22 protein-coding genes and 2 tRNA genes are annotated in these 25,611 nt (G+C 71.8%); 4 read left to right on the forward strand and 20 right to left on the reverse strand.

Going from position 1 to position 25,611, the window contains the following annotated elements:
- Window positions 1-260 precede the first annotated feature (260 nt).
- Both OG753_RS17075 and OG753_RS17080 read left to right on the forward strand, forming a co-directional pair.
- A complete protein-coding gene (locus OG753_RS17075; RefSeq protein WP_405789046.1) occupies window positions 261-2,132 on the forward strand; it encodes a putative bifunctional diguanylate cyclase/phosphodiesterase in 1,872 nt (623 codons plus the stop codon).
- 127 nt (window positions 2,133-2,259) lie between these two features.
- Window positions 2,260-2,991, forward strand: coding sequence for an ALF repeat-containing protein (locus tag OG753_RS17080; protein WP_405789048.1), 732 nt, complete (start codon window positions 2,260-2,262; stop codon window positions 2,989-2,991).
- A 51-nt stretch (window positions 2,992-3,042) separates the two neighbouring features.
- On the opposite strand, the gene OG753_RS17085 is transcribed toward OG753_RS17080, so the two are convergent.
- From OG753_RS17085 to OG753_RS17100, 4 genes are all read right to left on the reverse strand, one after another.
- Window positions 3,043-3,282: a DUF397 domain-containing protein gene (locus OG753_RS17085; protein ID WP_405789049.1), complete on the reverse strand. Its 240-nt coding sequence runs from the start codon at window positions 3,280-3,282 to the stop codon at window positions 3,043-3,045.
- Window positions 3,263-4,111: a helix-turn-helix transcriptional regulator gene (locus OG753_RS17090; protein ID WP_405789051.1), complete on the reverse strand. Its 849-nt coding sequence runs from the start codon at window positions 4,109-4,111 to the stop codon at window positions 3,263-3,265. Before OG753_RS17090 ends, OG753_RS17085 begins: the two co-directional genes overlap by 20 nt.
- Before the next feature lie 160 nt (window positions 4,112-4,271).
- A complete protein-coding gene (locus OG753_RS17095; protein WP_405789052.1) occupies window positions 4,272-5,966 on the reverse strand; it encodes a glycosyl hydrolase family 18 protein in 1,695 nt (564 codons plus the stop codon).
- Between the two features lie 255 nt (window positions 5,967-6,221).
- The gene (locus OG753_RS17100) at window positions 6,222-7,373 is read right to left on the reverse strand and encodes an LLM class flavin-dependent oxidoreductase (protein ID WP_405789053.1); all 1,152 of its coding nucleotides are present in this window, start codon (window positions 7,371-7,373) and stop codon (window positions 6,222-6,224) included.
- Window positions 7,374-7,623: 250 nt separating this feature from the next.
- On the opposite strand from OG753_RS17100, the gene OG753_RS17105 reads away from it, so the two are divergent.
- Window positions 7,624-8,382 (forward strand): IclR family transcriptional regulator, encoded by a 759-nt coding sequence (locus OG753_RS17105; RefSeq protein WP_030718073.1) that lies wholly within the window; start codon window positions 7,624-7,626, stop codon window positions 8,380-8,382.
- Window positions 8,383-8,483: 101 nt separating this feature from the next.
- Here OG753_RS17105 and OG753_RS17110 read toward each other — a convergent pair.
- The 5 genes from OG753_RS17110 to OG753_RS17130 all read right to left on the reverse strand — a co-directional run bounded on the left by OG753_RS17110 (window position 8,484) and on the right by OG753_RS17130 (window position 14,459).
- Window positions 8,484-8,557 (reverse strand) — tRNA-Lys (locus OG753_RS17110).
- A gap of 98 nt (window positions 8,558-8,655) precedes the next feature.
- A complete protein-coding gene (locus tag OG753_RS17115; protein ID WP_405789054.1) occupies window positions 8,656-10,326 on the reverse strand; it encodes an AMP-binding protein in 1,671 nt (556 codons plus the stop codon).
- A gap of 26 nt (window positions 10,327-10,352) precedes the next feature.
- Window positions 10,353-10,946, reverse strand: coding sequence for a lytic polysaccharide monooxygenase (locus tag OG753_RS17120; protein ID WP_383197532.1), 594 nt, complete (start codon window positions 10,944-10,946; stop codon window positions 10,353-10,355).
- Between the two features lie 232 nt (window positions 10,947-11,178).
- Entirely contained in the window at window positions 11,179-13,104 is a 1,926-nt protein-coding gene (locus OG753_RS17125) for an SPFH domain-containing protein (protein WP_405789055.1), read from the reverse strand.
- Window positions 13,105-13,115: 11 nt separating this feature from the next.
- Window positions 13,116-14,459: a peptidoglycan-binding protein gene (locus OG753_RS17130; RefSeq protein ID WP_405792697.1), complete on the reverse strand. Its 1,344-nt coding sequence runs from the start codon at window positions 14,457-14,459 to the stop codon at window positions 13,116-13,118.
- Window positions 14,460-14,682: 223 nt separating this feature from the next.
- Here OG753_RS17130 and OG753_RS17135 point away from each other — a divergent pair.
- Window positions 14,683-14,756 (forward strand) — tRNA-Lys (locus OG753_RS17135).
- A 114-nt stretch (window positions 14,757-14,870) separates the two neighbouring features.
- Here the strand turns inward: OG753_RS17135 and OG753_RS17140 are convergent.
- From OG753_RS17140 to OG753_RS17190, 11 genes are all read right to left on the reverse strand, one after another.
- The gene (locus OG753_RS17140; RefSeq protein WP_405789056.1) at window positions 14,871-15,539 is read right to left on the reverse strand and encodes a class F sortase; all 669 of its coding nucleotides are present in this window, start codon (window positions 15,537-15,539) and stop codon (window positions 14,871-14,873) included.
- A gap of 5 nt (window positions 15,540-15,544) precedes the next feature.
- Window positions 15,545-16,141 carry a hypothetical protein gene (locus OG753_RS17145; RefSeq protein WP_405789058.1) on the reverse strand — a complete coding sequence of 199 codons (597 nt, stop codon included), beginning with the start codon at window positions 16,139-16,141 and terminating at the stop codon, window positions 15,545-15,547.
- Between the two features lie 135 nt (window positions 16,142-16,276).
- Window positions 16,277-17,056: an HAD-IIA family hydrolase gene (locus tag OG753_RS17150; RefSeq protein WP_327262645.1), complete on the reverse strand. Its 780-nt coding sequence runs from the start codon at window positions 17,054-17,056 to the stop codon at window positions 16,277-16,279.
- A 121-nt stretch (window positions 17,057-17,177) separates the two neighbouring features.
- Window positions 17,178-18,746, reverse strand: a complete 1,569-nt coding sequence (locus tag OG753_RS17155; protein ID WP_405789060.1) for an alkaline phosphatase family protein — start codon at window positions 18,744-18,746, stop codon at window positions 17,178-17,180.
- 98 nt (window positions 18,747-18,844) lie between these two features.
- A complete protein-coding gene (locus tag OG753_RS17160) occupies window positions 18,845-19,918 on the reverse strand; it encodes a 2-aminoethylphosphonate ABC transporter substrate-binding protein (protein WP_405789061.1) in 1,074 nt (357 codons plus the stop codon).
- Between the two features lie 54 nt (window positions 19,919-19,972).
- Window positions 19,973-20,770, reverse strand: a complete 798-nt coding sequence (locus OG753_RS17165) for an ABC transporter permease subunit (RefSeq protein ID WP_327262648.1) — start codon at window positions 20,768-20,770, stop codon at window positions 19,973-19,975.
- The gene (locus OG753_RS17170; protein ID WP_405792699.1) at window positions 20,757-21,665 is read right to left on the reverse strand and encodes a 2-aminoethylphosphonate ABC transporter permease subunit; all 909 of its coding nucleotides are present in this window, start codon (window positions 21,663-21,665) and stop codon (window positions 20,757-20,759) included. Before OG753_RS17170 ends, OG753_RS17165 begins: the two co-directional genes overlap by 14 nt.
- A gap of 100 nt (window positions 21,666-21,765) precedes the next feature.
- The gene (locus tag OG753_RS17175; RefSeq protein WP_327262649.1) at window positions 21,766-22,815 is read right to left on the reverse strand and encodes an ABC transporter ATP-binding protein; all 1,050 of its coding nucleotides are present in this window, start codon (window positions 22,813-22,815) and stop codon (window positions 21,766-21,768) included.
- Window positions 22,812-23,510, reverse strand: a complete 699-nt coding sequence (locus OG753_RS17180; RefSeq protein ID WP_327262650.1) for a phosphonatase-like hydrolase — start codon at window positions 23,508-23,510, stop codon at window positions 22,812-22,814. Before OG753_RS17180 ends, OG753_RS17175 begins: the two co-directional genes overlap by 4 nt.
- Window positions 23,511-23,515: 5 nt before the next feature.
- The gene (locus OG753_RS17185; protein WP_327262651.1) at window positions 23,516-24,643 is read right to left on the reverse strand and encodes a TIGR03364 family FAD-dependent oxidoreductase; all 1,128 of its coding nucleotides are present in this window, start codon (window positions 24,641-24,643) and stop codon (window positions 23,516-23,518) included.
- Between the two features lie 196 nt (window positions 24,644-24,839).
- Window positions 24,840-25,604 carry a GntR family transcriptional regulator gene (locus tag OG753_RS17190; RefSeq protein ID WP_327262652.1) on the reverse strand — a complete coding sequence of 255 codons (765 nt, stop codon included), beginning with the start codon at window positions 25,602-25,604 and terminating at the stop codon, window positions 24,840-24,842.
- Between the last annotated feature and the right edge of the window lie 7 nt (window positions 25,605-25,611).

Here is a 25,611-nt window from a genome sequence, read left to right on the forward strand (position 1 = left end):
TGAGGAACACTTCAAGCCGCTGACCCTCGAACTTCACGCACCTGCCTACAGAACGTCACGACCGATCACCTGAGATCAGCAGGAGCACTCGCATGCTCAGAGCCGCGCAGAAACGATCGCCCCGCCATCGGCCGCCGAACCGTCATCACGCCGAACCACCCCGTCTCAACCGGTGGCGCCGCTGGATAGGGCCTCCCGGCAGCCTCTATGATCGGCACACTTTCCTGCGCGGACACTCACGAACACTGCGGGAGCCAACGGTGAGCGGAACCTCAGAAGGAACCGGTTCGGCGGCCGACAGCATCCGATCGGCCATTACGGAGCGTCACCCGGCAGTGCCGGCAGTGCCGTCGACTTCGGCCATCCCGGCCGCCACGGGGTCGCCGCACCGCGCCGAGTCCGAGCTGCGCGACTACCGGGCCGCCTTCAACGCGGCCCACCTCGCGATGGCCGTCGTGGACCGCGAGGGCTACGTGGTCGCCGCCAACCAGGCCTTCGCCGGACTGCTCGGCAGGGAGCCCCACACGCTCGTCCACCGGTGCGCCGCCGACCTGGTGGACCTGGCCGCGGAGGCCCGCACCTGGGCCGCGTACCAGGAGGTGCTCCGCGGCCGCCAGGCCCGGCTGCGCTGCACCCGCCGCCTCAAACACCCCGACGGGCACTCGCTCTGGACCGAGGTCACCCTCGGGCCCGTCCCCGGCACCGGGGACGTCCTGCTGTCCGTGGCCGACATCAGCGACCGCCGCGATCTCCAGGCCCGGCTCCGGCACCTCCAGATGCACGACCCGGTCACACGGCTGCCCAACCGTGCGCTGTTCTTCGAGCGGCTCTCCGGCGCCCTGGAGGCCTCCTCGTACGAGCACGGCGGCGGCACCGGCCGGATCGGCCTGGTCTATCTGGACCTCGACGGGTTCAAGGCCGTCAACGACACCCTCGGCCACCGCGTCGGGGACCGGCTGCTGACCGCCGTCGCCGCCCGGCTGACGCAGTGCGCCGACCAGTCCGGCTACGGGCGCACCGGCGGCCACCTGGTCGCCCGCCTCGGCGGCGACGAATTCGCCCTGCTGGTCGAGGACTCCACCGGTACCGAGCAGCTCGCGGACCTGGCGCGGAGCGTGCTGGCCGCCGTACAGGAACCCTTCGACCTGGCCGGGCAGCGGCTGTCGGTCTCCGCCTCGATCGGGGTCGTGGAGCGGGCGACGGCCGGTACCTCGGCGACCGGTCTGATGCAGGCGGCCGACACGACCCTCTACTGGGCCAAGGCGGACGGCAAGGCCCGCTGGACCCTCTTCGATCCGGAGCGCAACGCGCACCGCATGACCCGTCAGGCGCTCTCCTCCACGCTCCGGCCGGCCGTGGAGCGGGGCGAATTCGAGCTGGAGTACCAGCCGCTGGTGGACCTGGAGAGCGGGGCGGTGCGCGGGGTCGAGGCCCTGGTGCGCTGGAACCACCCGCAATTCGGCACACTCACGCCGAATCGGTTCATCGGGATCGCGGAAGAGGACGGCTCCATCGTCCAGTTGGGGCAGTGGGTCCTGCGGACCGCGTGCCGGCAGGCGCGGCGCTGGCAGATCGAACAGCCCAGCGACGCCCCGGTCTTCGTGTCCGTCAACGTCGCCGTCCGGCAGGTCTGGGACTCCGACCTCGTGGGCGACGTCGCGGAGATCCTGGCCGAGACGGGCCTGGCCCCGCAGCTGCTGCAGCTGGAACTGACCGAGTCGGCGGTGATGGGCTCGGCCGGCCGCCCGCTGCAGGCCCTCCAGGCGCTGAGCGACATGGGCGTGCGGATCGCCATCGACGACTTCGGCACCGGCTACTCGAACCTCGCCTACCTCAGCAGGCTCCCTGTATCAGTTCTGAAACTGGACGGTTCCTTCGTGCGCGGATTCCGCTACGAGGAGGGCGCGCACCCGAACCCGGCCGACGAGACCATCGTCGAGGCCCTGGTGCAGCTGGCGCACCGGCTCGGCCTGACGGTGACCGCGGAGTGCGTGGAGACCGCGGGACAGGCCGCACGGCTGCGGCGCGTGGGCTGCGACACCGGCCAGGGCTGGCTCTATTCGCGCGCGGTGGCCCCGGAACGGATCGCCGAGATGATCGGCACCCGCCCGGGTGCCGAACACCCCTGTTAGCCGATTCCACTTGGCCGTTCCGAGGGCTTAAAGGGGCCCTTTCACCGTTGGACAGGCCGGGACCCCGCTGTGACGATCTTCGAGCGAAGACGTTCGTCAACTTCCGTGATCTGTGGGGGAATCCAGCATGAAGCTCACCCGTTCCGCGCTCGCCCTGACCGTAGGCGCGCTGGCCCCGGCGCTGCTGCTCGCCACTCCGGCCCTCGCCGCCGGCCCGGCGGCCGCCGCTCCGGCCAAGGTGGCGGCGGTGACGGCCGGGGAGTCGCCGTACGACACCATGTCGGATGCCGACCTGCGCGTGGAGGTCGCCCGCATCCTGGCCACCAACCCGGGCAAGGGCGTCACCCGCGCGGCCAACAAGGCCCTCGACGGCACCACCGAGGACGTGCGCACCTTCCTGAAGACCGGCTACGCGATCGCGCAGGACGAGGACAACAAGGTCGCCATTCTCCGGATCCTTGCCGGCAAGCCGGGCAAGGGCGTGACCCGCGAGGCCAACAGGGCCCTCGACGGCACCCCGGCCGACCGCGTCGCCTTCCTGGCCACCGGCCTCGCCAAGGCCCAGGACGAGGACAACAAGGTCGCGATCCTGCGGATCCTGCACACCAACCCGGTCACCGGAAAGGGCGTCAAGCGCGAGGCGAACAAGGCCCTCGACGGCACCCCGGCGGACCGTACCGCCTTCCTGAAGACCGGCTTGCGTCTGGCCCAGGCCGAGGACGACCGCGTGGATGTCGCACGCATCCTCGCCCGCCCGGGCATCAGCGCGGCCCTGGACGCGGAGTGCCAGAGGCTGCTGGACGGCGGCACCCCGGAGGAGCTCCGGTACTTCATCACGGTCGGCCAGTACCAGTTCTGACCGTGGTGACGGAGTCCGCCCCCGCCTGGCCGCCGGGGGCGGAGCGCGTTGTCAGAGGCTCCGGACGAAGGCGGTGAATGCCTCGGGGGCGACGGTGAAGGCGGGCCCGTCGGGGTTCTTGGAGTCCCGGACGGCCACCTTGCAGGGCTGTGTGGCCACCTCGACGCAGCAGCCGCCGGTGTTCCCGCTGTACGAGGCCTTGCGCCAGGCGGCAGCGCCGAGCGGGGCGCACTCGACGCATTCGCCACCGTTGGTACCGCTGTAGGACGACTTACGCCACTGCACGCTCATCAGGTCCACACTTGTCCCCATAGCGTTCCTCCATTACGCGTGCGATCAGAAGGGCCGACTCCTCCGGCGAGAGGGCTGCGGCCTGCAGCCGAGCGTATCCGACGGAACGCTCCCTGATCACTTGCGGATTGGCCGTCATATGGCCCGAGTCATAGCTCTCCGCGTAGAAGAGATCGGGATCGCCATCGAAACGGAGGAGAGTGAACGACCCCATCATCCCGCTGTGTTCGCCGGTCGAAAAGGGGAGCACCTGGATCTGGATCCATGGCCGGTCGACGAAGGTCAGCAGATGGGCCAGTTGCTCCCGCATGACCTCGTTGCCGCCGACGTTCCGATGCAGCAGCGCCTCGTCCAGCACTACCAGCAGCACCGGTGGGACCTCACGGGCCAGTATGCGCTGGCGGTCCATGCGAGCCGCCACGATCTCGTTCACCCTGTCCGGGTACTCCACGGCCAGCAACGCCTTTGCGTACGCCTCTGTCTGGAGCAGTCCGTGGACCAACTGAGCCTGGAACGTGGAGATGAACGTCGCCCGGGCCTCCATCTCCGCGTACGCCTGGAACCACACCGGCAACACGCTCCTCAGGACCAGCCCCACCAGGCGGGAGAAGTGCCCGTCGGTGCCCAGGGCCGCGTCCACGCGTTCTGAGAAGTCCCGGGTCGGGACCCGCTTGCCGTTCTCGATCATGCCGATCAGGGAGCCCGTGCAGAAGATGATCGCGCCCAACTGAGCCTGCTTGAGGCCCGCTTCCTCTCTCAGTCGGCGCAGCTCGTAGCTGTAGTAGTCCAGCGGCGAGGCACTGGGATCGATGTCGCGGGCCTGAACCATGAGACGGCACCTCCAAGCGGAGAACGAGCTTGTCGCCGAGCGTAGCGATGCCGACACGCGGCGGTGCCGCGAATCCCGCAACCATGTCACACACCTCCGCCCCACCCCCGGGAGAGTGGGGGCAGGGCGGAGGCGTCGCTCGGCGCGGGGTGGGGGGAGATCAGCAGGCGCCGAGGTCCTTCCAGACACCCCACTCACCCGTGGTGCCCGGGGTCTCGTTCTGCGTCCACCACTGGGCCTTGTACTTGCGGCCGTTGTGCGCGACCTCGTTGCCGGCCGTGTAGACCGTGCCCGCGACGTACGCCGGCGTCGAGCCGCAGCCCGTCGGCGGGGTGGTCGGGGGCGTGGTCGGCGGGGTCGTGGGCGGAGTGGTCGGAGGCGTCGTCGGCGGGGTGGTCGGCGGGACCGTGGTGCCGCCGAGGGCGTCCGAGATCTGGTTCAGCAGGGTCGTGTTGTTGTCCAGGCCGAGCAGGGAGTACATCATCGCGCCGGCCAGGCCGCGCTGCTTGCCGTAGTCGACCCGGGCCTGGATGGACTTCTGGTTCAGGCCGGTGAAGAACTCGCCGTCCTTGTAGAAGTACGAGGCCTTGGCCTGGTCGTCCCAGAAGGTGGTCGCCGGGTTGTCGACGAGGCCGCCGAGCTCCTTGTAGTTGGCGATGCCCGCCTGCTGGCTGGTGGGCCGGGCGCCGGAGGCGCCGGTCGCGGACTGGGCGAGGCCGTTGTTCGCCCCGGCGGGGACGCCCTTCCAGCCGCGGTAGTAGAACTCGTAGCCCAGCGTCAGCTTGTTGGCGGGGAAGCCGCCGGTGATGCCGTAGGCCGGGTTGCCGTCGATCCAGGAGTCGATGGCGTTGTCGATGCTGTACTTCTGGGTGCCCGGCGCGATCGGGTCGGTCGGGTCGCCCGCCGGGGAGTAGAGCGGGGACTGGTGGTACGTCGGGCCGTCGCTGTCCCAGGCGCCGTGCATGTCGTACGTCATGATGTTCGCGTAGTCGAGGTACGCGCCGATCTTGTCCGTCTCGATGTACTTGATCTTGTCCTGGCCGGCCGGGAGGGCCGAGGTCAGCATGTACTTCTTGCCGCCGTTGGCCTGGCCGTAGGCGTCGAGCTGCTCGCGGAACTCCTTGAGCAGGAGCGTGAAGTTCTGCTTGTCCTCGGGGGCGTAGTGGTTGCCGAGGTGGCCGCCGGACGAGCCCGGGTACTCCCAGTCGATGTCGATGCCGTCGAAGATGCCCGCGGCGACGCCCTGGCCGCCGTAGCCGCCCTCGACCGGCAGGTTGCCCTTGATGTACTGGTCGATGCAGGAGGACACGAGCTTCTTGCGGGAGGCGTCGGTCTTCGCCGCGTCGCTGAAGTACTTGGAGTAGGTCCAGCCGCCCAGCGAGATGTTGATCTTCAGGTGGGGGTACTTGGCCTTCAGCTGCTTGAACTGGTTGAAGACGCCGACGATCGGCTGGTCCCACTTGTCGGCGACCCCGCTGACGCTGTCCGCGGCGCTGAAGGACTTCTGGTAGTCGGCATACGAGTCGCCCGCGCCGTCACCGGCGTTGGGGTTGTTGTCGTCGCCCGCCGCCTTGTTCGCCTCGAAACAGGTGAGGTTGGTGGGGTGGATGTTGCCGAAGGAGTAGTTGATGACATCCAGCTTGCCCGCTATGCCGCGGGTGTCGAGGTGCTTGGGGTAGAAGGCGTTGCCGTACACGCTCCACTGGTCGTAGTAGGCGATACGGACGCCGCCCGCCGCGGCGCCGGCCGAGGCGTCGGCGGCCTGGGCCGTGCCGAGTCCCGCGAAGGAGGCCAGCGCTCCGGCTGCCAGCGCGGCCGTGGCGGCGGCAGCGATGAGGGGTTTACGGATGTGCATGAACTGTCTCCGTGGGGGTGGGAGGGGCGGTCAAGCGGTTCGGGTGAGAGCAGTGATAGCGATCTCTGCATGACCGCGTCAATGGTTCGGACCAAAGAAGGACTAGACCACTCCGGCGATATTTCCCCAAGTCAGAGACCTGAGCGCACATCAGAAACCGCTCGCCACCCCGGGTGACGAGCGGTTTAAGGCTGCCTTCAGGCAGCTCCGCGCAAGGTTTCGGCAATGAACCAGCTAAACCCCGTTCGCACGCCGTCAATCGGCGGCGGGCGCCTCCTCGGGCATGCCGTACGCATCTGCGACGAGCGCGTACGAGCGCAACCGGGCCGACCCGCTGTGGGCGTTGGAGGTCAGCATCAGTTCGTCGGCACCCGTTCGACCGGCCAGGTCGTCCAGCCCCGTGCGGACCTCGTCGGGGGTGCCGTGCACGACGTTCGCGAGCCAGCCGTCCACGAACTCCCGCTCCGGCGGGGAGAAGTCGTACGCCGCCGCCTCCTCGGGGGTCGGGATCAGGCCGGGCCGTCCGGTGCGCAGGCGCAGCATCGACAGGGCGCCCGTCAGTACCTGGGCGCGGGCCTGCCCGTCGGTGTCGGCGGCGAGCGCCGAGACGCCGATGGCGGCGTAGGGGGCGTCCAGGACAGCCGAGGGGCGGAAGCTCTGGCGGTAGAGGTCGAGCGCGGGGACGGTCCCGGCCGCCGAGAAGTGGTGGGCGTAGGCGAAGGGCAGGCCGAGCTCTCCGGCGAGGCGGGCGCTGAAGCCGGAGGAGCCGAGCAGCCACAGCGGCGGCCGTCCGGCGGGGCCCTGGACGGGGCCCGGTACGGCGTGCACGCGGGCGTACGGATGCCCGTCGGGGAAGTCGTCGTCGAGGAAGCGGGTCAGCTCCGCGAGCCGCCGGGGGAACTCGTCCGCGGCCTCGTCGAGCCGCCCGGGTCCGCGCAGCGCGGCGGCCGTCCGGCCGTCGGTGCCGGGGGCGCGGCCGAGTCCGAGGTCGATGCGGCCCGGGGCCATCGCCTCCAGGGTGCCGAACTGCTCGGCGACGGCCAGCGGGGCGTGGTTGGGCAGCATGACCCCGCCGGAGCCGAGCCGGATGCGGGAGGTGTGCGCGGCGAGGTGGGCCAGGATCACGGCGGGCGAGGAACTGGCGACGCCGGGCATGGAGTGGTGTTCGGCGACCCAGTGGCGGTGGTATCCGCGGGCCTCGGCGAGGCGGGCGATCTCCACGCTGGTACGGAGGGAGGCGTGGGCGGTGCTTCCCGCGCCGACGGTGACGAGGTCCAGCACCGAGAGCGGTACGGTCGCCCGGCCGTGGGCTGCGCCGCGGATCCCGTGCGGATTCCGGTTCCGGTCCGCCTCCCCGTTCGAGGCCCCGCTCGTACCGCCCCGCGGGTCGTCCCCTGCGTCACTCATCGTTGCTCCCGTTTCGCTCTCCTGTGTGCACGACATCAGTGCGACACCGTACGAAGAACTCGAACCGTGGACGGCCACCGGGCATTCCCGGTGCCAGGAGGCGGAGCGCATGACCTTGGCATATGCCACTGGAGTAGATCCAGGCAGATGGACCTGATTGAGCCATCAATCTCCTCAACAGGCGCTCCACATGGGCCTCTTGATGGCTATCGTGGTAGGGCAAGCGGTAACAACCTGCTAGGGGGAAACCGTGGCGCTGAAGCCCGAGCCGACCGCGCCGTTCCACTCGGTGCAGTACGCACTACGCGTACTCGAAACGATCGCACGTCACACCGGTGGTGTGACGGACGTGCAGATCGCGCGTGAGACCGGCCTGCCCGCAGTCCATCTCGCCCCGATGCTGCTCATGCTGCGCCGGGAGGGATACGTCCTGCAGGTGTCCGACGGTGCTTACGCCATAGGGGATTCCCTCGTCCTGCTCGGTTCGGGCATCGACCGGCAGCAGGCACTCACGGACAAGCTCCAGGAAACCCTGGACCGGCTGCGCGACTCGGTCGGCGCGGCCGTCTACATCAGCCGGTACGTGGACGGCGAGGTCCGGATCACGCAGTTCGCGGACAGTCCCCGCACCCCGAAGGTGCACGAGTGGGTCGACTTCCGCTCCGCCGCGCACGCCAGCGCGGTCGGCAAGTGCCTGCTGACCCAGCTCGACCTGAATGGGCGGCGCGACCATCTGTCCCGGCACAAGATCGCCCGGCTCACGTCGAAGACGATCGTGAACGAGCGGATCCTGTTCTCCAAGCTGGACGCCCAGCCGGCCACCGTGCCGATGCTCGACCTGCAGGAATACGCGGTGGGCACGGTCTGCGCGGCGGTTCCGATCACGGCCGGGGCCTCGGTGGGCTGCCTGGCGCTGTCGATGCCGGTCGAGCACGCACACCGGCTGCGGGCCGCGGCGGACACCCTGAACCGGAAGGCCGCGCCGCTGCTGCTGTCGCTCACGCTCTAGGACGGGCGGGGCCGACGGGGCGGGCCGGCTGGGGCGGGCCCACCGGCCCGGAAAACACTTCGGGCGGTTCCCGGTGACCCGGAAACCGCCCGAAGGACAGGTGCGCCGCCAGGGACTCGAACCCCGGACCCGCTGATTAAGAGTCAGCTGCTCTAACCAACTGAGCTAGCGGCGCCTGCTGACAGAGAAAATACTACCCGGTCCTCAGGGGTGCTCAAAACCATTACCCGCGGAGGTGCGCGGGGCCCCGGGGCGGCGCCCCGGGAGCGGCGGTCAGCGGGCCAGGAGGTCCGTACGGCCGTGGGACTCGTACGCCGCGAGCAGGGCGGCCAGGGCGGCGGAGTCCAGGCGGTGGTAGCCCCCGGCGGGGGCGCCGTGCCAGACCGGGTCCTCGCAGCGGAAGCCCTCGCGACGCAGGGCGGCCCGGTGGATCTTGTTCGTCGCCGTGGTCGGCATGGAAGCCACGATCCGGACGTAGCGCGGGGCCATCTTCGTGCCCAGGTCCGGCTGGCGGGAGAGGAAGGCCCCGAAGGCCTCCGGGGAGAACACCGCGCCCTCCCGGAGGGCGAGCGCCGTCATGACCTGGTCCCCCGCCGCCTCGTCCGGGACGGCGTAGACGGCGACCGCCGCCGCGTCCTGCCAGCGGGCCAGGATGTTCTCGATCATCGCGGCGGCCAGGTTCTCGCTGTCGACCCGGAGCCGGTCGTCGGTGCGGCCCGCGAAGTAGAGGAAGCCCGCCGCGTCACGGAAGAAGAGGTCCCCGGTCCAGTACCAGCCGTCGCGGGTGCGGTCGGCCTCCGCGTCCGGGTTGCGCCAGTACCCCTCGAAGAGGCTGCGGCCCCGGTTGACCAGCTCGCCGATCGCCTCCGAGCCGTTGAGCAGGCGGCCGTCCGGCGCCAGGACCGCGGGCGGGCACGGCTCACCGGTGGCCGGGTCGATGACCGCCAGGTCGTCCCCCGCGCCCGCCCGGCCCAGGGCGCCCGGCGGGGTGTCCGGGGTGCGCTGGACGGAGGCGCCGCCCTCCGTGGCGCCGTAGCCCTCCACCAGCCGGACGCCGAAGCGCTCGGCGAAGCGGGCCGCGTCCACCGCCCCGGCCTCGGTGCCGAAGCCGAGCCGAAGGGTGTGGCTGCGGTCGTCGGGGCGGGGCTCGGTGGCCAGGAGGTACTGGATCGCCCGCCCGACGTAGGTGAAGTACGTCGCCCCGTAGGCCCGTACGTCGTCCAGGAACGCGGAGGCCGAGAAGCGGCGGCGCAGGGCCACGGCGGCCCCGCCGACGAGCGCCGGCAGCCAGTCGGCGATGACGGCATTGCCGTGGAAGAGCGGCATGCAGATGTAGTGGACGTCGTCCGGGGTGACGGAGAACTGGCGGGCCAGCGCGGATCCGGCGGCCGCGAGCCGGCCCTGGGTGCAGATGGCGGCCTTGGGGGCGCCGGTGGAGCCGGAGGTGAAGTAGAGCAGGAGGCGGGAGTCGGGGGCCGGGGTGCGCAGGGCGGCTTCGCCGGGCTCGGCTGCGGCGTAGGGGGCGAGGAGGGCCTCGTACTCCTCGGTTCCGGTGACCAGGATGCGTACGCCGGGCAGGTCGAGGCCGCGCAGCAGCGGCAGGTGGGCGGGCTCGGTGATCAGCATCCGGCAGTCGGTGTGCAGGATGTCGCGGGCCAGCTCGGGGCCGCGCCGGGTGGGGTTGATCCCGGCGACGGCGGCCCCGGCGAGGGCCGCCGCGCCGAGCCAGAACGGGAACTCGGGCGTGTTGTCGAGCAGGATCCCGAGGTGCGGTTCGGCCCCCGGAGGCATGAGGTCGACGAGGAGCGCGGCGCGCGCGGCGGCCTCCTGGGCGGTCCGGTGGCGGGTGAGGAGGCCGTCCTCGTGTTTCAGCCCGGGCCGGTGATCGCCCCATTGGCGCGCTATGAGCTCCGCGACGGTGTCGGGTGCAGTCGTCGTCCGCATGCCGCCGGAGGGTAGCTGACGTAGCGTCAGAACTGAACGTCGGAGCAGGCGTAGAAGGCCATCGGGGTGTCGTTGACGGTCCAGACGGCCAGGATCAGGTGCCGGCCCGACTTGCCGCTGGGCATGGCTCCCTGGTGGACGGTGGTCATGGCGGGGCGGGCGCCGTTGTAGGCGACGGTGAGGAAGGGCTGCGGTTCGAGGTCGGCGCGGGTGAGGGCCCTGGTGCCGGTCCAGCCGTTCTTGGTGACGTAGTACTTGAAGTCGGTGGTGGAGTGGTTGGCGGTGAACTGCCACCGGAAGCCGTAGCTCTGCCCGCTGGTCACCTTGGTGGTGGGCCAGGCGCCGCCGCGGGCGTTGTCGAGCTCGGAGAACTGCGGGAGTCCGCCGGAACATATCTTGCCGTCGGCGGGGCCGGCGGCCGGGAACCCCTTGAAGCCCTCGACGCTCTGCGGCTCCCACTGGATCGCCCCGCAGTCGGAGACGGTGCGGTTGGCGCAGAGCTTCTGGCGGCTGATCGGAGTGTCGGTGTAGCCGTGGCTGCTGGCGCTGGGGGCGCCGAGGAGGGTGATTCCGGCGACGAGGCCGAGGCCGAGCGTGGCGACGCCGGCCCGTTTGGGCATGCGGATGGGACGCATGATGCTCCTTGAACGTGGGGGGAGTTCGGTGAGCGCGCGCGTGTGGGGATTCAGGTCTAGACCAAGTCCCAGATTATTGAGGAGAGTTGGCCATGTCCATACCAATGGGAAAACGGGTGGTCCGGTCACTTCCGGCCACCCGTTCCCGTACCGCTGGACTACCGCCGACTGGCGCTGAATCACCGCCGGACCGCTGCCGGACCCCCCTGCCGCTCCCCTACTCCGAGCGGCCCGTGTAGAAGGCGACCGTGAGGTCCTTCACCAGCGCCTTGCGCTCATAGTCGTCGAGCTCGACCAGCCCGCGCGAGGTCAGCCGGTGGACGGTGTCGTCCACCGCGTCCACCACCGACGTCAGCACGGTGTCCCGGTGCTTGGCGTCGATCGCCGCGACCCGGCGGCGGCGCATGGCGTCGGCCACCTCGGCCGCGTACTCGATCCGCGTCGGCTGGGCCGAGAACACCTCGATACCGACGGCCTCGGTCTCGGCCGCCAGCATCCGGGTCAGCGCGTCACCGACGGCCTCGGCGTCGCGCAGGGTCGGGGCGTCCTCGTGGAAGGCGTCCGCGGGCAGCTGCGACAGCACGCGGGCCATCGCCGACTCGACCTGCTCGGCGAGGTACTCGGTGTGGTCCTCGACGGCGAGGGTGGCCCGTGCGGTGTCCCTGACCTGCCAGACGACCTGGACGACGACCTGGAGGGCGAGACCGCCCGAGTCCACGGCGGGCATCGGGTCGCTGCGCCAGTGACGCAGCCGTACGTCGACCCTGCGGCGGAGCAGGAGGGGGCTCACCCAGGTCAGGCCGGTACGGCGGACCGTGCCGCGGTAGCGGCCGAAGAGGGTGAGCACCCAGGCGTGCCCGGTGCGGGCCCGGCCGAGCCCGCCGAGCGCGACGAGGGCGACGATGCCGAGGAAGGCGAGCGGGGGCCAGTGGGTGGCGCGCAGGCCTTGGTAGGCGCGGGGGGCCGCGCCGAAGGCGGCCACGAAGGGGGCGGGGACGACCCCTGCCCGCCAGAGCACGGCCACGCAGCCGGCCAGGGCCATCCCGCCGACGACCACGCCGACCCAGCCGGGCAGCACCGGGCCGCGGTGCTCGCGGAGCCGGTCGTCGCCGCGGGGGACGCGGCGGCCGGGGGCGGGCCGGGAGGCGCGGGCGGCGGGTGCGGTGGCCGCGGAGACGGGCCCGGGCGCGGCCGCGGTCGGGCGCGGCCGCGTGCTGCGGAACGGGAGGTGTACCGGCACCTCGACGACCGAGGTGCCCCGGTGGGCTCCGGCGCGGGGGAGCTCCGGCGCGCCGCCCTCGTCCAGGCCGCGCGCCACCGCCCGGGCGACGATCTCGACCGGTCCGGGCCCGGGGACGCCGGAGAGCGGCGCGGCCGCGTCCACCGGTTCGGGCGCGGTGCCGATGGCGGTGCCGGTGCGGGTGCCCGTGTCGGGTGCGGCTTCGGGTGCGGCTTCGGGTGCGGGCACGGCGACGGCTTCGGCTTCGGCTTCGGCTTCAGCTTCGACATCGGCTCGGGCGTCGGCCTCCGCTTCGGCTCGGGCGTCGGCCACGGCCTCGGCCTGCGCCTGCGCCTGTGCCTCCGCCCCCGCCTCCGCCTCGACCGTGGTTTCCGGTGCGCGGCGGGCCTCGGCCTCGGCGGTGCGCAGGCGCAGGGTGGCCACTCCGGTGTGGGCCTCCGCTTCCTGCGGGTGCGGGATGTCCAGGGAGGCGGTGGCCGGGAGGCCGGCGCCCTGGTCCCCCTCGTCGTACGGGTGGGCCCGGGCGGCCGGCACCTCCCACCCGTGCGGCAGCTCGGGGCCGGGGCGTGCGGCCTGGGACGCGGCCCAGCCGAAGGAGGTCTCGGCGGCGACCGCGTGCTCGGCAGCGGCGGCGCTGCCCACCAGGGCCGGCGGGGGGCCGGGCTCGGTCGCCTCGCGCGGCGCGGCGACGGCCACCGCCACGGCCGCGTGTTCCTGCGCCGGCTCCGCGGCCCACACCGGCTGAGCGGCGGGAGCCGGGGCAGGTGCCGGGGCGGGCGCCTGGGCGGGCGCCTGGGCGGGAGCGGGGGCCGGCGCGGGATCGGCCGCCCGGACCGCCACCGGGGCGGCCAGCGGCGGCACTCGGAAGGTGCCCGTCGTCGAGGTGGTGCGCGTGGGGAACATCGTTACCTCCGTCATGCGAACAGCCGGCGCCAGGTTTCCGGGCCCGGGTAGCCGTTGGCCGAGGCGCCGGTCCAGCCCTGCGCACGCTGGAACGCCTCGACGTTGCGGCGGTCGGCCTCGCTCCAGCGCAGGCCCGGACCGGATGTGTAGTACTTGCCGAAGCCCTTCTTCACCAGCTGCCGGCCGAGGGCCCTGATGGCCTCGTGCGACATGCCCGGACGGAACACCGCGGCACCCGGGAAGGCCCGTACCCCGCCCGGTCCCGGCGCGCCCGCCACCGTCGGCGGGATGTTCTTGCCCTGCTTCTCGACCAGCAGCTTCCAGGTGTGCGTGCCCGGGATGCCGTCGGCGTCCGCACCCGTCCAGCCCTGTGCGCGCTGGAAGGCGGCGGTGGCGAGCTTGTCGTGCTCGCTCCACGTCCGGTCGGCCACCCCCTTGGGGTAGAAGCGGTACGCGCCGCGCTCGATCAGCATCCGGCCGAGCTGGGCCACGTGGTCGTTCGTGGCGCCGGGGCCGAACTTGTCCGCGCCCGGGAAGGTCTTCGCGTCCCCCGGCTTGGGGCCGGCCGCGGGCGGCTCGGCGCCCGGGGCCTCGGGCAGGATCCCGCCCGGCACCCCGTTGAACCGGTACGGGACGTACTTCGTCGCGTTCGCCCAGTACCCGTAGGGCGTGGCCAGCTTCCGCGTGTTCGGGCGCGTCTGCTCGTAGGCGACGTAGTGCGTGTGCGTCTCGTCGACCCAGCCACCGAAGATGACCACGTGCGAGCCGTTGTTGGGGTCCGCCAGGTTGTGGAAGAGCAGCATGTCCCCCGGCAGCAGCTCATCCTTGGTGATCTTGGTGGCGAACTTGTCGAGGCTGCCGGTCCACTCGTTCGTACCGAGGTTCCAGACCATGGAGACGTAGCCCGAGCAGTCCTGCCGGTACCCGTCCGTCCAGTACTCGGACATGCTGTACGGGACCTTGGCGTCGAGCCACAGCTTCGCCCGGTTGATGATCGTCGCGCGGTCGATGCGGCGCACGGTGCCCGGCGTGGCCGGAGCGCCGGGCTGTCCCACCGGACCGCCCTTGGGGCCGTGCAGCGGGGTCCGGGCGCCCTGCGGGGAGCCCGGGTCGTCCAGTGCCACCGGCCCCGGAGCAGGGGTGGTGACGGCCATCGCGGTCATGCTCCCGCCGCCCAGGACGACTCCCGCGGCGGTGGCCAGCACCAGCGCCCGGCGGGCTCCGCGTGCGGCCGGGTGCCCCCCGTCCCGGAGCGGTATGGCCCGCGCCCGGGCGAGGGCGCGGCGGCGCTGGGCGCAGCCCCGGCACGCACAGTCGCCCGCGGGCTCGTACTCCTCGAAACCGGGCATCGGCATCTGCACATGCGTCGGAGGCTGCATCGTCATGCGGTTCCGTCCACTCCCCTGCTCGTCCACTCGTCCACTGGTCGGCGGGAGCCGCACCTGATAGAGCATCAGATGCGGCACGCGCAGACATATCGTGCACGATAAACCCCCCAAACATGGGTTAATCGGACAAGGTGGGCGTGGCTGGTCACGGGCACCCCCGGACGTGGGGTAGAGTTTTCTCTGTCAGCAAGCGCCGCTAGCTCAGTTGGTTAGAGCAGCTGACTCTTAATCAGCGGGTCCGGGGTTCGAGTCCCTGGCGGCGCACAGACGGAGGAAGCCCCCCGCAGCGAAAGCTGCGGGGGGCTTCCTCGTTTCCGGTCCGACCCGAGCAAGTTCGCTCAGGCCTGCTCAGGCCTGCTCAGGCCTGCTCGTATCTGCTCAGGCTGCGGTGCCCGGTTCGCCCGGGCGGGCTCCCACACCCGTCAGGTAGGCGGAGACCACCACGTTCGCCGTGTACTCCTTGGCCGCCTTGTCGTACGTGCCGCCGCAGGTCACCAGCCTCAGCTCCGCACGGCCGCGCACCCGCTGGCCGTAGGCCTTGTGCGCGTCGAAGGCCGCGCGCTCGTAGACCCGTACGTCCTCGACCGTGAACTCGGCGACCGAACCGTCCGCCCGCACCACCCGTACCTTGTCGCCCGGCTGCGCCGAGCTCAGGCCGTAGAACACGGCCGGCTTCGAGCGGGTGTCCACGTGCCCCACCATCAGCGCCGCCCCGGCCGTCCCCGGCTGGGTGCCCCGGCCCCACCAGCCCACCGTGCCCGGCTGATCGTACGGGGGCGGGTCGATCGCTCCGTCCTTGTCCAGGTCCCGGGAGATCACCGGAGCCTGGATGCCTATGGAGGGCACGTCGACGCGCTGGGGCAGGGACCCGGCCAGCGGCGCGTGCGCGGCCGGCAGCCCCCGGCCCACCGTGCCGCCCGCCGGACCCGCGGGCGGGGCGGGCGGCACGGTGAGCTGGCGGCCCCACAGCCACAGGCCGAGCACCAGCACCGCCCAGGCGGCGAAGGTCAGCAGCCGGCCGCCGGAGGAGGCCCTGTCCTCACTCACCGCCCTCACTCACCGCTGCGGCGGCGGCGCAGGGCCAGCGCCCGGCCCGCCACGGCCAGGGTGGCCACCGCGGCGAGGATGGCGCCGATCACCGTGTGCGGCAGCCCCGGGCCGTCGGCATCGTGGTCCTTCTTGGCCGAATCCGCCGCGAGTTCGGCGGCCATGCCGCCGCCGCCCGCGTGGACCGGCCAGATGGGACTGGGGTGGTGCGAGGGGCGGTACTGGGAGATCTGGACCGAGCCGCTGATCTTCTCGTGGCCGTCGCACATCACCCGGACGGAGTGCCAGCCCGGCGAGACGTGCGAGCTGATCATCGCGTCGCCGTAGAGCGGGCTGCGGCCGCCGTCCCGGCCGTAGAGGTCGACGTCCGACACGAAGGCGGCGGACTTGGCCGATCCGCGGTTGCCGTCACAACCCTGGACGCGCAGCTTGACCTGCGCTCCGGGGTGAGCCGGATTCGGGTCGACTGTGATGCTGCCGCGGTCTCCGCGGCCACCGCGGTCCTCCTCGCCCGCGAGGGCGATCGGCGCGGTCACCGCCGAGAATGCCGCCAGGGTGACGGCCATCACGGTGGCGCGGACAGCGATCGGAACACTGCGCATGATGAACCTCCTCGACAAGGAGATTCACGCGCGCCGCGCCGCCGCGCATCCGGAGCGGCGCCGTACGTGTCGGCCGTACGCCCCAAACGCGGTAGGCCCGTTCGGCCGTACGCCACACGCGACGGGCGGTGCGCGTCAGACCAGGTCGACCAGGTCCGCGATCGAGGCGACCGTCTTCGTCGGGCGGAACGGGAACTTCTCCGTGTCCTTCTCGGTGGTCAGACCGGTGAGGACGAGGAAGGTCTGCATGCCCGCCTCCAGACCGGCCAGCACGTCGGTGTCCATCCGGTCGCCGATCATCGCGCTGGTCTCCGAGTGCGCGCCGATGGCGTTCAGGCCGGTCCGCATCATCAGCGGGTTCGGCTTGCCGGCGAAGTACGGCTTCTTGCCCGTCGCCTTGGTGATCAGTGCGGCGACCGCGCCGGTGGCCGGGAGCGGGCCCTCGGTGGAGGGGCCGGTCTCGTCGGGGTTGGTGCAGATGAAGCGCGCGCCCGCGTTGATCAGCCGGACCGCCTTGGTCATCGCCTCGAAGCTGTACGTCCGGGTCTCGCCGAGGACCACGTAGTCGGGCTCGTGGTCGGTCAGGATGTAGCCGATGTCGTGCAGGGCGGTGGTCAGACCGGCCTCACCGATGACGTAGGCCGTGCCGCCCGGCCGCTGGTCGTCGAGGAACTTCGCGGTGGCCAGCGCCGAGGTCCAGATGTTCTCGACGGGAACGTCCAGGCCCATCCGGTGCAGCCGGGCCTGGAGGTCGCGGGGGGTGTAGATCGAGTTGTTGGTCAGCACCAGGAAGGGCTTGCCGGACTCGCGCAGCCGCTTGATGAAGGCATCGGCGCCAGGGATCGGGGTGCCCTCGTGGATGAGGACCCCGTCCATGTCGGTGAGCCAGGATTCGATCGGCTTGCGCTCTGCCACGGGACTGTTCTCCGCTCTCGGTGACCTGCGACCTCTGGTCTGTACCACCCTATCCGGGCCGGGCTGCGGACGTCCCTGCCGTCCACAGCCCGGACCACGGGGGGCGATCAGCCGGGGCGGATCAGCCGAGGCGGACGTCGTCGACGGTCCAGTACCAGTTGTTGTCACCGCTGTAGCGGAAGCGGATCTGGACGTCGGTGGCGCCGGCCGGGACCTGGAGGGCGAGGGACTCGGACCTGGCGACGGCGTCGGCGGTGTAGGACTTCACCACGGTCGGGGCGGCGCCGTCGTAGGAGACCAGGACCTGGGCGGTCTGGCCGGCCTCCTGGCGGTAGTGGGTCCGGAAGGTCAGATTCCGCGTACTGCCTCCGGTGACCGCCCACTTGGGAGTGATGAGGGTGGAGTCGAAGGTGCCGGTGTGGCTCTTGTCGTCCCACTCGTCGGAGTCGGCGACGGCGAAGACGTCACGGGAGCGGACGTTCAGCTCGCGCCACTGGTCGCGCTGCGACTGGCTCCAGAACTCGTCGGTGGCGAAGGCCCAGCCGGCCCACTCGGTGACACCGCCAGTGCCCATCTTCGAGTTGTCGACGGACCAGCCGGCGGGCGGGGTGTGCGTGAAGCCCTTCACGCCGGCCGGGATGCCCGTCTCGTCCACGCGGGCCCGGAGGTTCGGGCGCAGCGTGTCGAAGGGGTCGCCGTCCGGGGCGTTCAGCGGTACGCCGTCGAGGCCGGGGGCGCCGACGCCGACCTGCGCGAGCGCGGTGGCGGCGACGTCGACCAGCTTCACGTCCTCGCGTACCGAGCCGGCCGGGATTCCCGCGCCCCTGGCGATGACGAAGGTGCCGCGCTCCTGGATGGTGGAGCCGCCGTGGCCGCCGGAGTCGGTGTGGCCGTGGTCGGTGGTGACCAGGACCTTCCAGTTCTCCTGGGCGTACGTCGGGCGGTTCTGGACCGCGGTGAGGAGCCGGCCGACCAGGACGTCGACGCGGGCGACGGTGTCGAGGTACTGCTGGCTGGCGGCGCCGTAGGAGTGACCGGCCGCGTCGATCTCGCCGAGGTAGACGAAGGCGGCGTCCGGGTTCCGGTCGCGCAGTTCGGCCTCGGCCGCGGCGGCGATCTTCGGGTCCTCGTTGCGGTAGCCGTCGCGGTCCCCCTTGAGGGAGAGTCGTTTGTCCACCTTCGGGGAGAAGATCGGGCCGTTCTGGTCGGTGGAGGTGATGGGCTCCCAGTCGGCGGCCGCGTACGTGTTGAGCTCCGGCCGGGCGTTCTCGATGCGGGTCAGGAAGTCCGGGTGGGCGGTGTAGTTCTTGCCGGTGAAGGAGTTGTCCTTCACGCCGTGCTTGTCGGGCCAGACGCCGGTGGCGATGGTGGACCAGCCGGGGCCGGAGGAAGTGGCGGCCATGGGGCTCGCGTAGAGGGTGCTGCGGGCGGTCAGTCCCTGGGCCATCAGGCCGTTCAGGTTCGGCGCGTTCGCGGCCTTGACGCGGTCCAGGACCGCGCCGTCGATGCCGATGACGAGGACCTTGTCGGTGTTGGCCGCCGCGCCGGCGGCGCCTGCGGGGGTGGCCGCCACGGTGGCGGCGATCAGGGCGGAGGTGACGGCGGTCGCGGCGACGGCACGACGTCCGGGCAGAACAGGGGACACGTACTCCTCCTGGGAGCAAGTGAGCGGCGGACGGAGCGGGGGCATTGCGCAGGTGCCGGGTCCGGGCCGAGGGTGAGGTCCTCGGTCCAGACCGGTTATGCAAGCGTCACTCTGCCGTTCCTGGGTGGCCAGGAAGTAACCGGTCAGCTTCCGGTTGCCGACTTCCACGCATCGACGTAACCGGTGAGGTTCTTGCCGATGTCGGCCCAGTCCGGCTCGAAGATCTCCACACCCGTCATGATCCTGGTGAGCTCGACGGCGTTGGCGTCGGTCGGCTTGACGTCGGTGCGCGCCGGGAAGCCGCCCCCGACCCCGCTGACCAGCTGCTGGGCCTGCTCGCTGAGCAGGTGGTCGAGGAGCTTCCTGCCGTTCTCGGTGTGGGGGGCCTTGTCGACGAGGCCGGCCGCGTACGGCAGGGCGAAGCTGGTGGGCCTGCCGCCCTCCTTCGCCGGGAACCAGATGCCGAGGTTCGGCATGGACCTGGACTGCGCGAAGTTCATCTGCACGTCGCCGTTGGCCACGAGCAGCTCGCCCTTGTCGGTCTTGGGCGCGAGCTTGCTGGTGGAGGAGGACGGGCCGACGTTGTTGGCCTGGAGCTTCTTCAGGTACTCCATCGCCGGCTCCTTGCCGCCGAAGTCGTGCATCGACTTGATGAGCACGGCGGTGCCGTCGCCCGCGACGCCCGGGGTGGAGTACTGCAGCTTTCCCTTGTACTTGGCGTCCAGCAGCTCCTCCCAGGTCCTGGGCGCCTCGGCGAGCTCCTTCTTGTTGTAGACGAAGCCGAAGTAGTTCTTGACGACCGAGGTCCACCTGCCGTCGGGGGACTTGTCCGCGCCGTTGACCTTGTCGGAGCCCTGCGGCACGTAGGACTGGAGCAGGCCCTTGCCGTCGGCCTGCTGGATGAAGGGCGGCAGGGTGATCAGTACGTCGGCCTGGGTGTTGGTCCTCTCGCGGACGGCGCGCTGCACCATCTCGCCGGAGCCGCCCTCGACGTACTTGACCTCGATGCCGGTCTTCCTGGTGAAGTCGGCGAAGACCTTGTCGTACCAGCCGTCGCCCTTCTCGCTCTTGAGGCCGTCGGCGCTGTAGACGGTGACGACCTTCTCGCCGGCCCGGGAGTCGGCGGAGGGCGAGCCTCCGCAGGCGGTGAGGGGGGCGGCGAGGGCGAGGCTGCCGGTGAGGACGAGGGCGGTGCGGAGGAATCTCTTGCCGGTCATGGAACTTCCTTACGGGGAAAGGGAGTCGGCGGGGGTGGGGTGGGCGTACGGGGTTCAGCGGTAGGAGGCCCTGGTGCGAACGCGGGAGACGGCCAGCAGGACCAGCAGGGTGGTGGCCATCAGGACCACGGCGACGGCGGAGCCGCTGAAGAGCGAACCGCGGTCGGTGGCGGTGAAGATGCGGACGGGCAGGGGCATCCAGTCCGGCGGGTAGAGCATCATCGTGGCGCTCAGCTCGCCCATGGACAGGGCGAAGCAGAGACCGGCCGCGGCCGTGAGGGACGGCAGTAGGAGGGGGAGCCTGACCCGCCACAGGACGTACGCGGGACGGGCGCCCAGGGAGGCCGCCGCCTGCTCGTACGCGGGGTCGAGTCGTACGATCGCCGCCGAGACCGACTGGTGGGCGAACGCCGTGACGAGGACCGTGTGCGCCAGGACGACGATCGAGCCGGTGCCGTTGAGCAGGACGGGCGGCCGGCTGAAGGCGACGAGCACGGCGAGGCCGACGACCACGGACGGCACGGCGACGGGCAGCATGAACAGCGCGTCCAGCAGTCGCCTGCCCCGCTTGCGCAGCGCGGCGCCGGCCAGCGCGGCCCAGGTGCCGACGGTGAGCGCGAGGAGGCTGGCGGCGACGGCGGTGACCAGGCTGGTGGTGAGGGCCCGGAGGGATTCGCCGCGCACGGCGGCGGCGTAGTTCGCGGTGGTCGGGCCGGAGGGGAGGGCCCCGGACCAGTGTGTGGAGAAGGACGCGGCCACCACGACGAGCAGGGGCAGGGCGAACAGCGGAAGGAAGAGGAGGCCGAAGAGGCCCCAGGCGGCCCAGCGGCCGCTCTTGCTACGCACCAGCACGCTTGCCCACCACCCGGTAGAGACCGAAGAGTCCGACGGAGATCGCGATGTTGACGACGGCGACCACGCAGGCGGCCGGGTAGTCGGATTCGAGGATGGCCTTGCCGTAGATGAGCATCGGGAGGGTCGTGACGTCCTTGGCGCCGGTGAACAGGACGATCCCGAACTCGTTGAGGCACATGACCAGCACGAGGCTGCCGCCGGCGGCGAGCGCGGGGAGGGCCTCGGGCAGGATCACCTGCCGGACGATCCGGGCGGGCCGGGCGCCGAGGCCGGCGGCGACCTCCAGCTGGGCGGTGTCCAGCTGGGAGAAGGCGGCGAGCAGCGGGCGCATCACGAAGGGCGTGAAGTACGTGATCTCCGCGAGCAGGACGCCCCAGGGAGTGGTGAGGAAGTGGAAGGGCCCCTCGGCGGCGCCGGTGAGGCCGGTGACCAGGCCGTTGGCCATGCCGACGGTCCCGTAGAGGAAGAGGAGGGCGAGGGTGATGAGGAAGGAGGGGAAGGAGAGGAAGACGTCGATGAACCTGGCGACGGCGCGGGCCCCGGGGAAGGGCACGAAGGCGATGACGAGCGCGAGCGCGAAGCCGAGGACGAGACAGCCGGCGGTGGCTCCGACGGCCAGCCATACGGTGGTGCCGAGGGCCTCGCGGAAGCTCTGCGAGGCGAAGACGGAGGCGTACGCGTCGAAGGCGCCGCCGCCGTTCTCGGGGGTGAGGGACTGCTGGACGACCAGCGCGAGGGGATACAGGAACACCAGCGCAAGCACGACCACGGGCGGCAGAGCCCACAGACTGCCCGGCACGCGCAGCCGGTCCAGCCCCGCCGGCGTGTGAGGCGCGGGGTCCCGATCTTTCAGCCCCGCCGGCGTGTGAGGCGCGGAGCCCTGCCCTCCCAGCCCCGCCGGCGATTGAGGCGCGGGGTCCGGGGCGGAGCCCCGTGGGGGTTCGGCCCGGAGCGGGCCGACGGCCGTACGGGGCGCGGCCCGCCGCGAGGCGTCAGGCACGGGACACCCCCGCCCCCAGCAGCACCGCGTCCCGCGGCTCGAAGTGCAGGGTGACCCGGTCCCCCGGCGCCGGAGTCTCCCGCAGCTCGGGGAGGTCCGCCTTCACCCGGTGGCCGCCGATGTCCACGTACAGCCGGTGCGTCGAGCCGCGCCACTGGACCTCGGCGAGGGTGCCGCTCAGCGCGTTGGGGCCGGCCCCGAGGCCGAGCAGGTGCGGCCGTACGCACAGGGTGGCCGTCGAGCCCGGCGCCGCGCGCCCGCGGTCGAGGGCCAGCGTCCGGCCCTCGAAGACCGCGCCGCGCTCGGCCACCGTCACCGGCAGCAGGTTCGCGTTGCCGACGAACGAGGCGGTGAACTCGGTGCGCGGGGCCCGGTACAGCTCCTGCGGGGTCCCGCAGTCCTGCAGCCGGGCCCGGTCCATGACGGCGATCCGGTCGGCCAGGGTGAGCGCCTCCACCTGGTCGTGGGTGACGTACAGAATCGATACGTCGGGCAGTTCGCGGTGCAGCCGGGCCAGTTCGGCGAGCATCCCGGAGCGCAGCTGCGCGTCGAGCGCGGAGAGCGGCTCGTCGAGCAGGAGCACGCCGGGGCGGATCGCGAGGGCCCGGGCGATGGCCACGCGCTGCTGCTGGCCGCCGGAGAGCTCGCGCGGGTGGCGCTTCGCGTAGGCGGCCATGCCGGTCATCTCCAGGGCCTCGGCGACGCGCCCCGGGATCTCGGCCCTTGCGGCCTTCTGGGCCTTGAGGCCGAAGGCGACGTTGTCCTCGACCCGCATGTGCGGGAAGAGCGCGTACTGCTGGACGACCATGCCGATGCCGCGCTTGTGCGGCGGGAGCGCGGTGACGTCGCGGCCGCCGATCAGCACCCGGCCGGCGAGGGGCCGTACGAAGCCGGCGACGGCGCGCAGGGCCGTGGTCTTGCCCGAGCCGGAGGGGCCGAGCAGGGCCATCACCTCGCCCGGTTCGACGGTCAGGTCCAGGGAGTCCAGGACGGTGTTGCCGCCGTAGGCGACGCTGACCCCGTCGAAGCGGATCCCGCTCACGGTGACTCCACGAGGAGGGAGGGGAGTTCGGCGACGGAGGCCAGGACGTGGGTCGCGCCGTGCTGCACGAGCGCGGCGCGGTCGTGGGCGCCGGTGAGGACGCCCGCCACGATCCCGGCGCCGGCGCGGCGGCCGCTGAGCATGTCGTAGGCGGTGTCGCCCGCGACCACGACGTCGCTCACGTCGGCCACGGCGCCGGTGCGCAGGAACGCGGTCAGCACCATGTCCGGGTAGGGGCGGCCGCGGCCGCCCGCGTCGGCGGGGCAGAGGGTGAGGTCGGCGAGGTCCTGCCAGCCGAGGGCGTCGAGGATGGCGTCCTGGGTGACCCGGGCGAACCCGGTGGTCAGGGCGACGGTGCGGCCGTCGGCGCGGAGCTGCTCGATCGCGGCTCGGGCGCCGGGGAGCGGGGTGACGAGACCGCTGTCGACGAGTTCCCCGTAGGCCTCCTCGAAGGCGGAGTTGGCGCGCCGGGCGAGTTCCTCCGTACCGAAGAGGTGGCGGAAGACGGAGATCTTGGACTCGCCCATGGTGTCGAGGACGTACTGGAGCTTCGCGGCGTGGTCGGGGGTGCCGGGTTCGACTCCGAGGCGCTCGGCGGCCCGCCCGAAGGCGCGCTCGACGAGGCCACCGTCGGAGACGGTGGTGCCGGCCATGTCGAGGACGATCAGCTTGTGCGCGGTGTTCAGGTCGTTCATCTGACTTACCAGCCCAGTTCGTTCGCGGTGGTCTCGGCTATGGCGGGCGAGCAGGTCATGCCGCGACCGCCGGGTCCGGTCACCAGCCAGACGCCGTTCGCCACTTGCCGGCGGTCGACGACGCGGGTGGTGTCGGTGCACTGGGCGTACACGCCCGCCCAGCGGTGGCGGATCCTCGGCAGCGGGCGGCCCAGGAAGGACTCGGCCACGGCGGCGACGTGCTCGTAGGGGTCTTCGAGGGTGTCGAAGGCGAAGGGGTGCTCGTACTCGTGGGTGTCGCCGATGGTCAGTCCGCCGTCCCGGCGCTGGACCATCAGCAGCTGCATGCTGTGCTCGGCGGCGACCGGCGCCTGCTCCTGCCCGGCGTTGAGGGCGTCGAGGGCGGGGGACTTGTAGGCCGGGTAGTAGCGGAAGCTGTCGGCGTCCGCGACCGAGGTGGTGAGGCGTTCGCCGAGCGGGTCGGTCTGCATCATCTGGAGGCGGACGCGGCGCACGGGCAGGTCGGGGACCAGTTCGCGGACCAGCCCGGACAGCCAGGCGCCGGTGGCGAGGACGACCGCGTCGCCGCGGTGGACGTCGCCGTGGTCGTCGCGGACGGCCGCGGGGCCGACCACCTCGCGGACCTCGCGACCGGTGAGGAAGGTGTAGCGGCCGGCGGCGCGCGTGCGCAGAGCTTCGCGCAGGTGGAGCTGTGCGGTGCGCGGCTCGACGGCCGCGTCCCGTTCGCACCACAGCGCGGCCTCGAACGCGCCGCGCAGGGCCGGGTTGATCCCGCGCGCCTCGGCCGCGGTGACCAGCCGGTAGCCCCGGGCGGCGGCGTCCGGGCGGGCCAGGGCCGCCTCGGCGACCGCGAGTTCGCGCGGGGTGCGGACGGGAGTGAGGGAACCGTTCGGGCGGAAGCCCAGGCCGGGCACCTCCGCGCCGATGCGCTCCCAGAGTTCGCGGGCCCGCAGGGCGGTGTCGAGTTCCTCTCCCCCGGCCCGTCCGCTGACCCAGATCTGGCCGAAATTACGCAGTGACGCGCCGCGGGCCTCCGCTTCTCGCTCGATCTGGACGACCTCGTGGCCGCGTTCCACTGCTTGCCAGGCGTGCATGGTGCCGACCACGCCGCCTCCGACGACTATGACTCTCACGGCGACAACGGTGGGTTCGTCCGGTGACCCGGGAAGGGCCGTACGGCAACGCGACGGTGAACACGCCTCGACACTTGGACTAGACCCGTTACTGTTTCGTGATGCAAGCGCGCCCCTTATGGGCCGGTACGGCAGGACATCGCTGCGCCGCTCGACGCCGTGGGCGCGGCGCGGCGCGCCGCACTGCGGTGCGGCGCTATTCGGCACGCAGACGGGTCGTGAAGCTGAACCGGTCGCCGCGGTAGAGCGAACGCACCCGTTCCAGCGGCCGGCCGTCCTGGTCCCGCGAGAAGCGGTGGATGAGCAGCATGGGGAGCGCCGGCGGGGTGCCGATCAGCAGGGCTTCGCGGGGGGTCGCCAGGACCGTCTCCAGCTTCTCGTCGGCCTCGCCGAAGGAGATGCCGAGACGGTCGCGGAGGTATCCGTAGAAGGAGGAGTCGGGCGGGAAATCGCTGTCCAGGCGAGGGGCCCGGGCCACCCGGATGTACGTGCTCTCGAGGCCCACGCGCTCGTCGTCGGCCAGCAGGACCCGCTCCAGGTGCCATACGGGCTCCCCCGGTTCGGCCCCGATGCCGGGAGCGACGTCGGGCGGGCAGGGGAACTGCTCCAGCCCGATGAGGTGACGGCCCGGACGGCGGCCCTGGCGGCGCACACCCTCCGTGTAACTGGCGAGGGAGAGCGGCTGCTCCAGCTTCGGCCCCGCGGCGACGGTCCCACGGCCGGAACGACGCAGCCGGCCCTCCAGCAGCAGCTCTCGCAGGGCCTGGCGGACGGTCTCGCGGGACACCTCGTACCGCTCGGCGAGATCGCGCTCGGTGGGCAGCGCGCCGCCCTCGCCGAGCTCGTCGAGGAGCTCGGCGATCCGGGCCTTGACGGCGTAGTACTTGGGGATGCGGCCGTGCTCGGGGATGCCGGAACGCACGGGTGAACCGGGGCGGTGGCGCTGGGTCTGTTCTTCCACGGTGGGA

The organism is Streptomyces sp. NBC_00029, assembly GCF_045160505.1.
GTDB lineage: Bacteria > Actinomycetota > Actinomycetes > Streptomycetales > Streptomycetaceae > Streptomyces.

Coding starts and splice junctions, on each gene's coding strand:
- OG753_RS17095 (WP_405789052.1), bottom strand. CDS start 5,966: ATGCACATCCGTAAACCCCTCATCGCTGCCGCCGCCACGGCCGCGCTG.
- OG753_RS17100 (WP_405789053.1), bottom strand. CDS start 7,373: ATGAGTGACGCAGGGGACGACCCGCGGGGCGGTACGAGCGGGGCCTCG.
- OG753_RS17080 (WP_405789048.1), top strand. CDS start 2,260: ATGAAGCTCACCCGTTCCGCGCTCGCCCTGACCGTAGGCGCGCTGGCC.
- OG753_RS17145 (WP_405789058.1), bottom strand. CDS start 16,141: ATGCGCAGTGTTCCGATCGCTGTCCGCGCCACCGTGATGGCCGTCACC.
- OG753_RS17085 (WP_405789049.1), bottom strand. CDS start 3,282: ATGAGCGTGCAGTGGCGTAAGTCGTCCTACAGCGGTACCAACGGTGGC.
- OG753_RS17115 (WP_405789054.1), bottom strand. CDS start 10,326: ATGCGGACGACGACTGCACCCGACACCGTCGCGGAGCTCATAGCGCGC.
- OG753_RS17130 (WP_405792697.1), bottom strand. CDS start 14,459: ATGCCGATGCCCGGTTTCGAGGAGTACGAGCCCGCGGGCGACTGTGCG.
- OG753_RS17160 (WP_405789061.1), bottom strand. CDS start 19,918: ATGACCGGCAAGAGATTCCTCCGCACCGCCCTCGTCCTCACCGGCAGC.
- OG753_RS17180 (WP_327262650.1), bottom strand. CDS start 23,510: ATGAACGACCTGAACACCGCGCACAAGCTGATCGTCCTCGACATGGCC.
- OG753_RS17120 (WP_383197532.1), bottom strand. CDS start 10,946: ATGCCCAAACGGGCCGGCGTCGCCACGCTCGGCCTCGGCCTCGTCGCC.
- OG753_RS17155 (WP_405789060.1), bottom strand. CDS start 18,746: ATGCCCCCGCTCCGTCCGCCGCTCACTTGCTCCCAGGAGGAGTACGTG.
- OG753_RS17090 (WP_405789051.1), bottom strand. CDS start 4,111: ATGGTTCAGGCCCGCGACATCGATCCCAGTGCCTCGCCGCTGGACTAC.
- OG753_RS17125 (WP_405789055.1), bottom strand. CDS start 13,104: ATGTTCCCCACGCGCACCACCTCGACGACGGGCACCTTCCGAGTGCCG.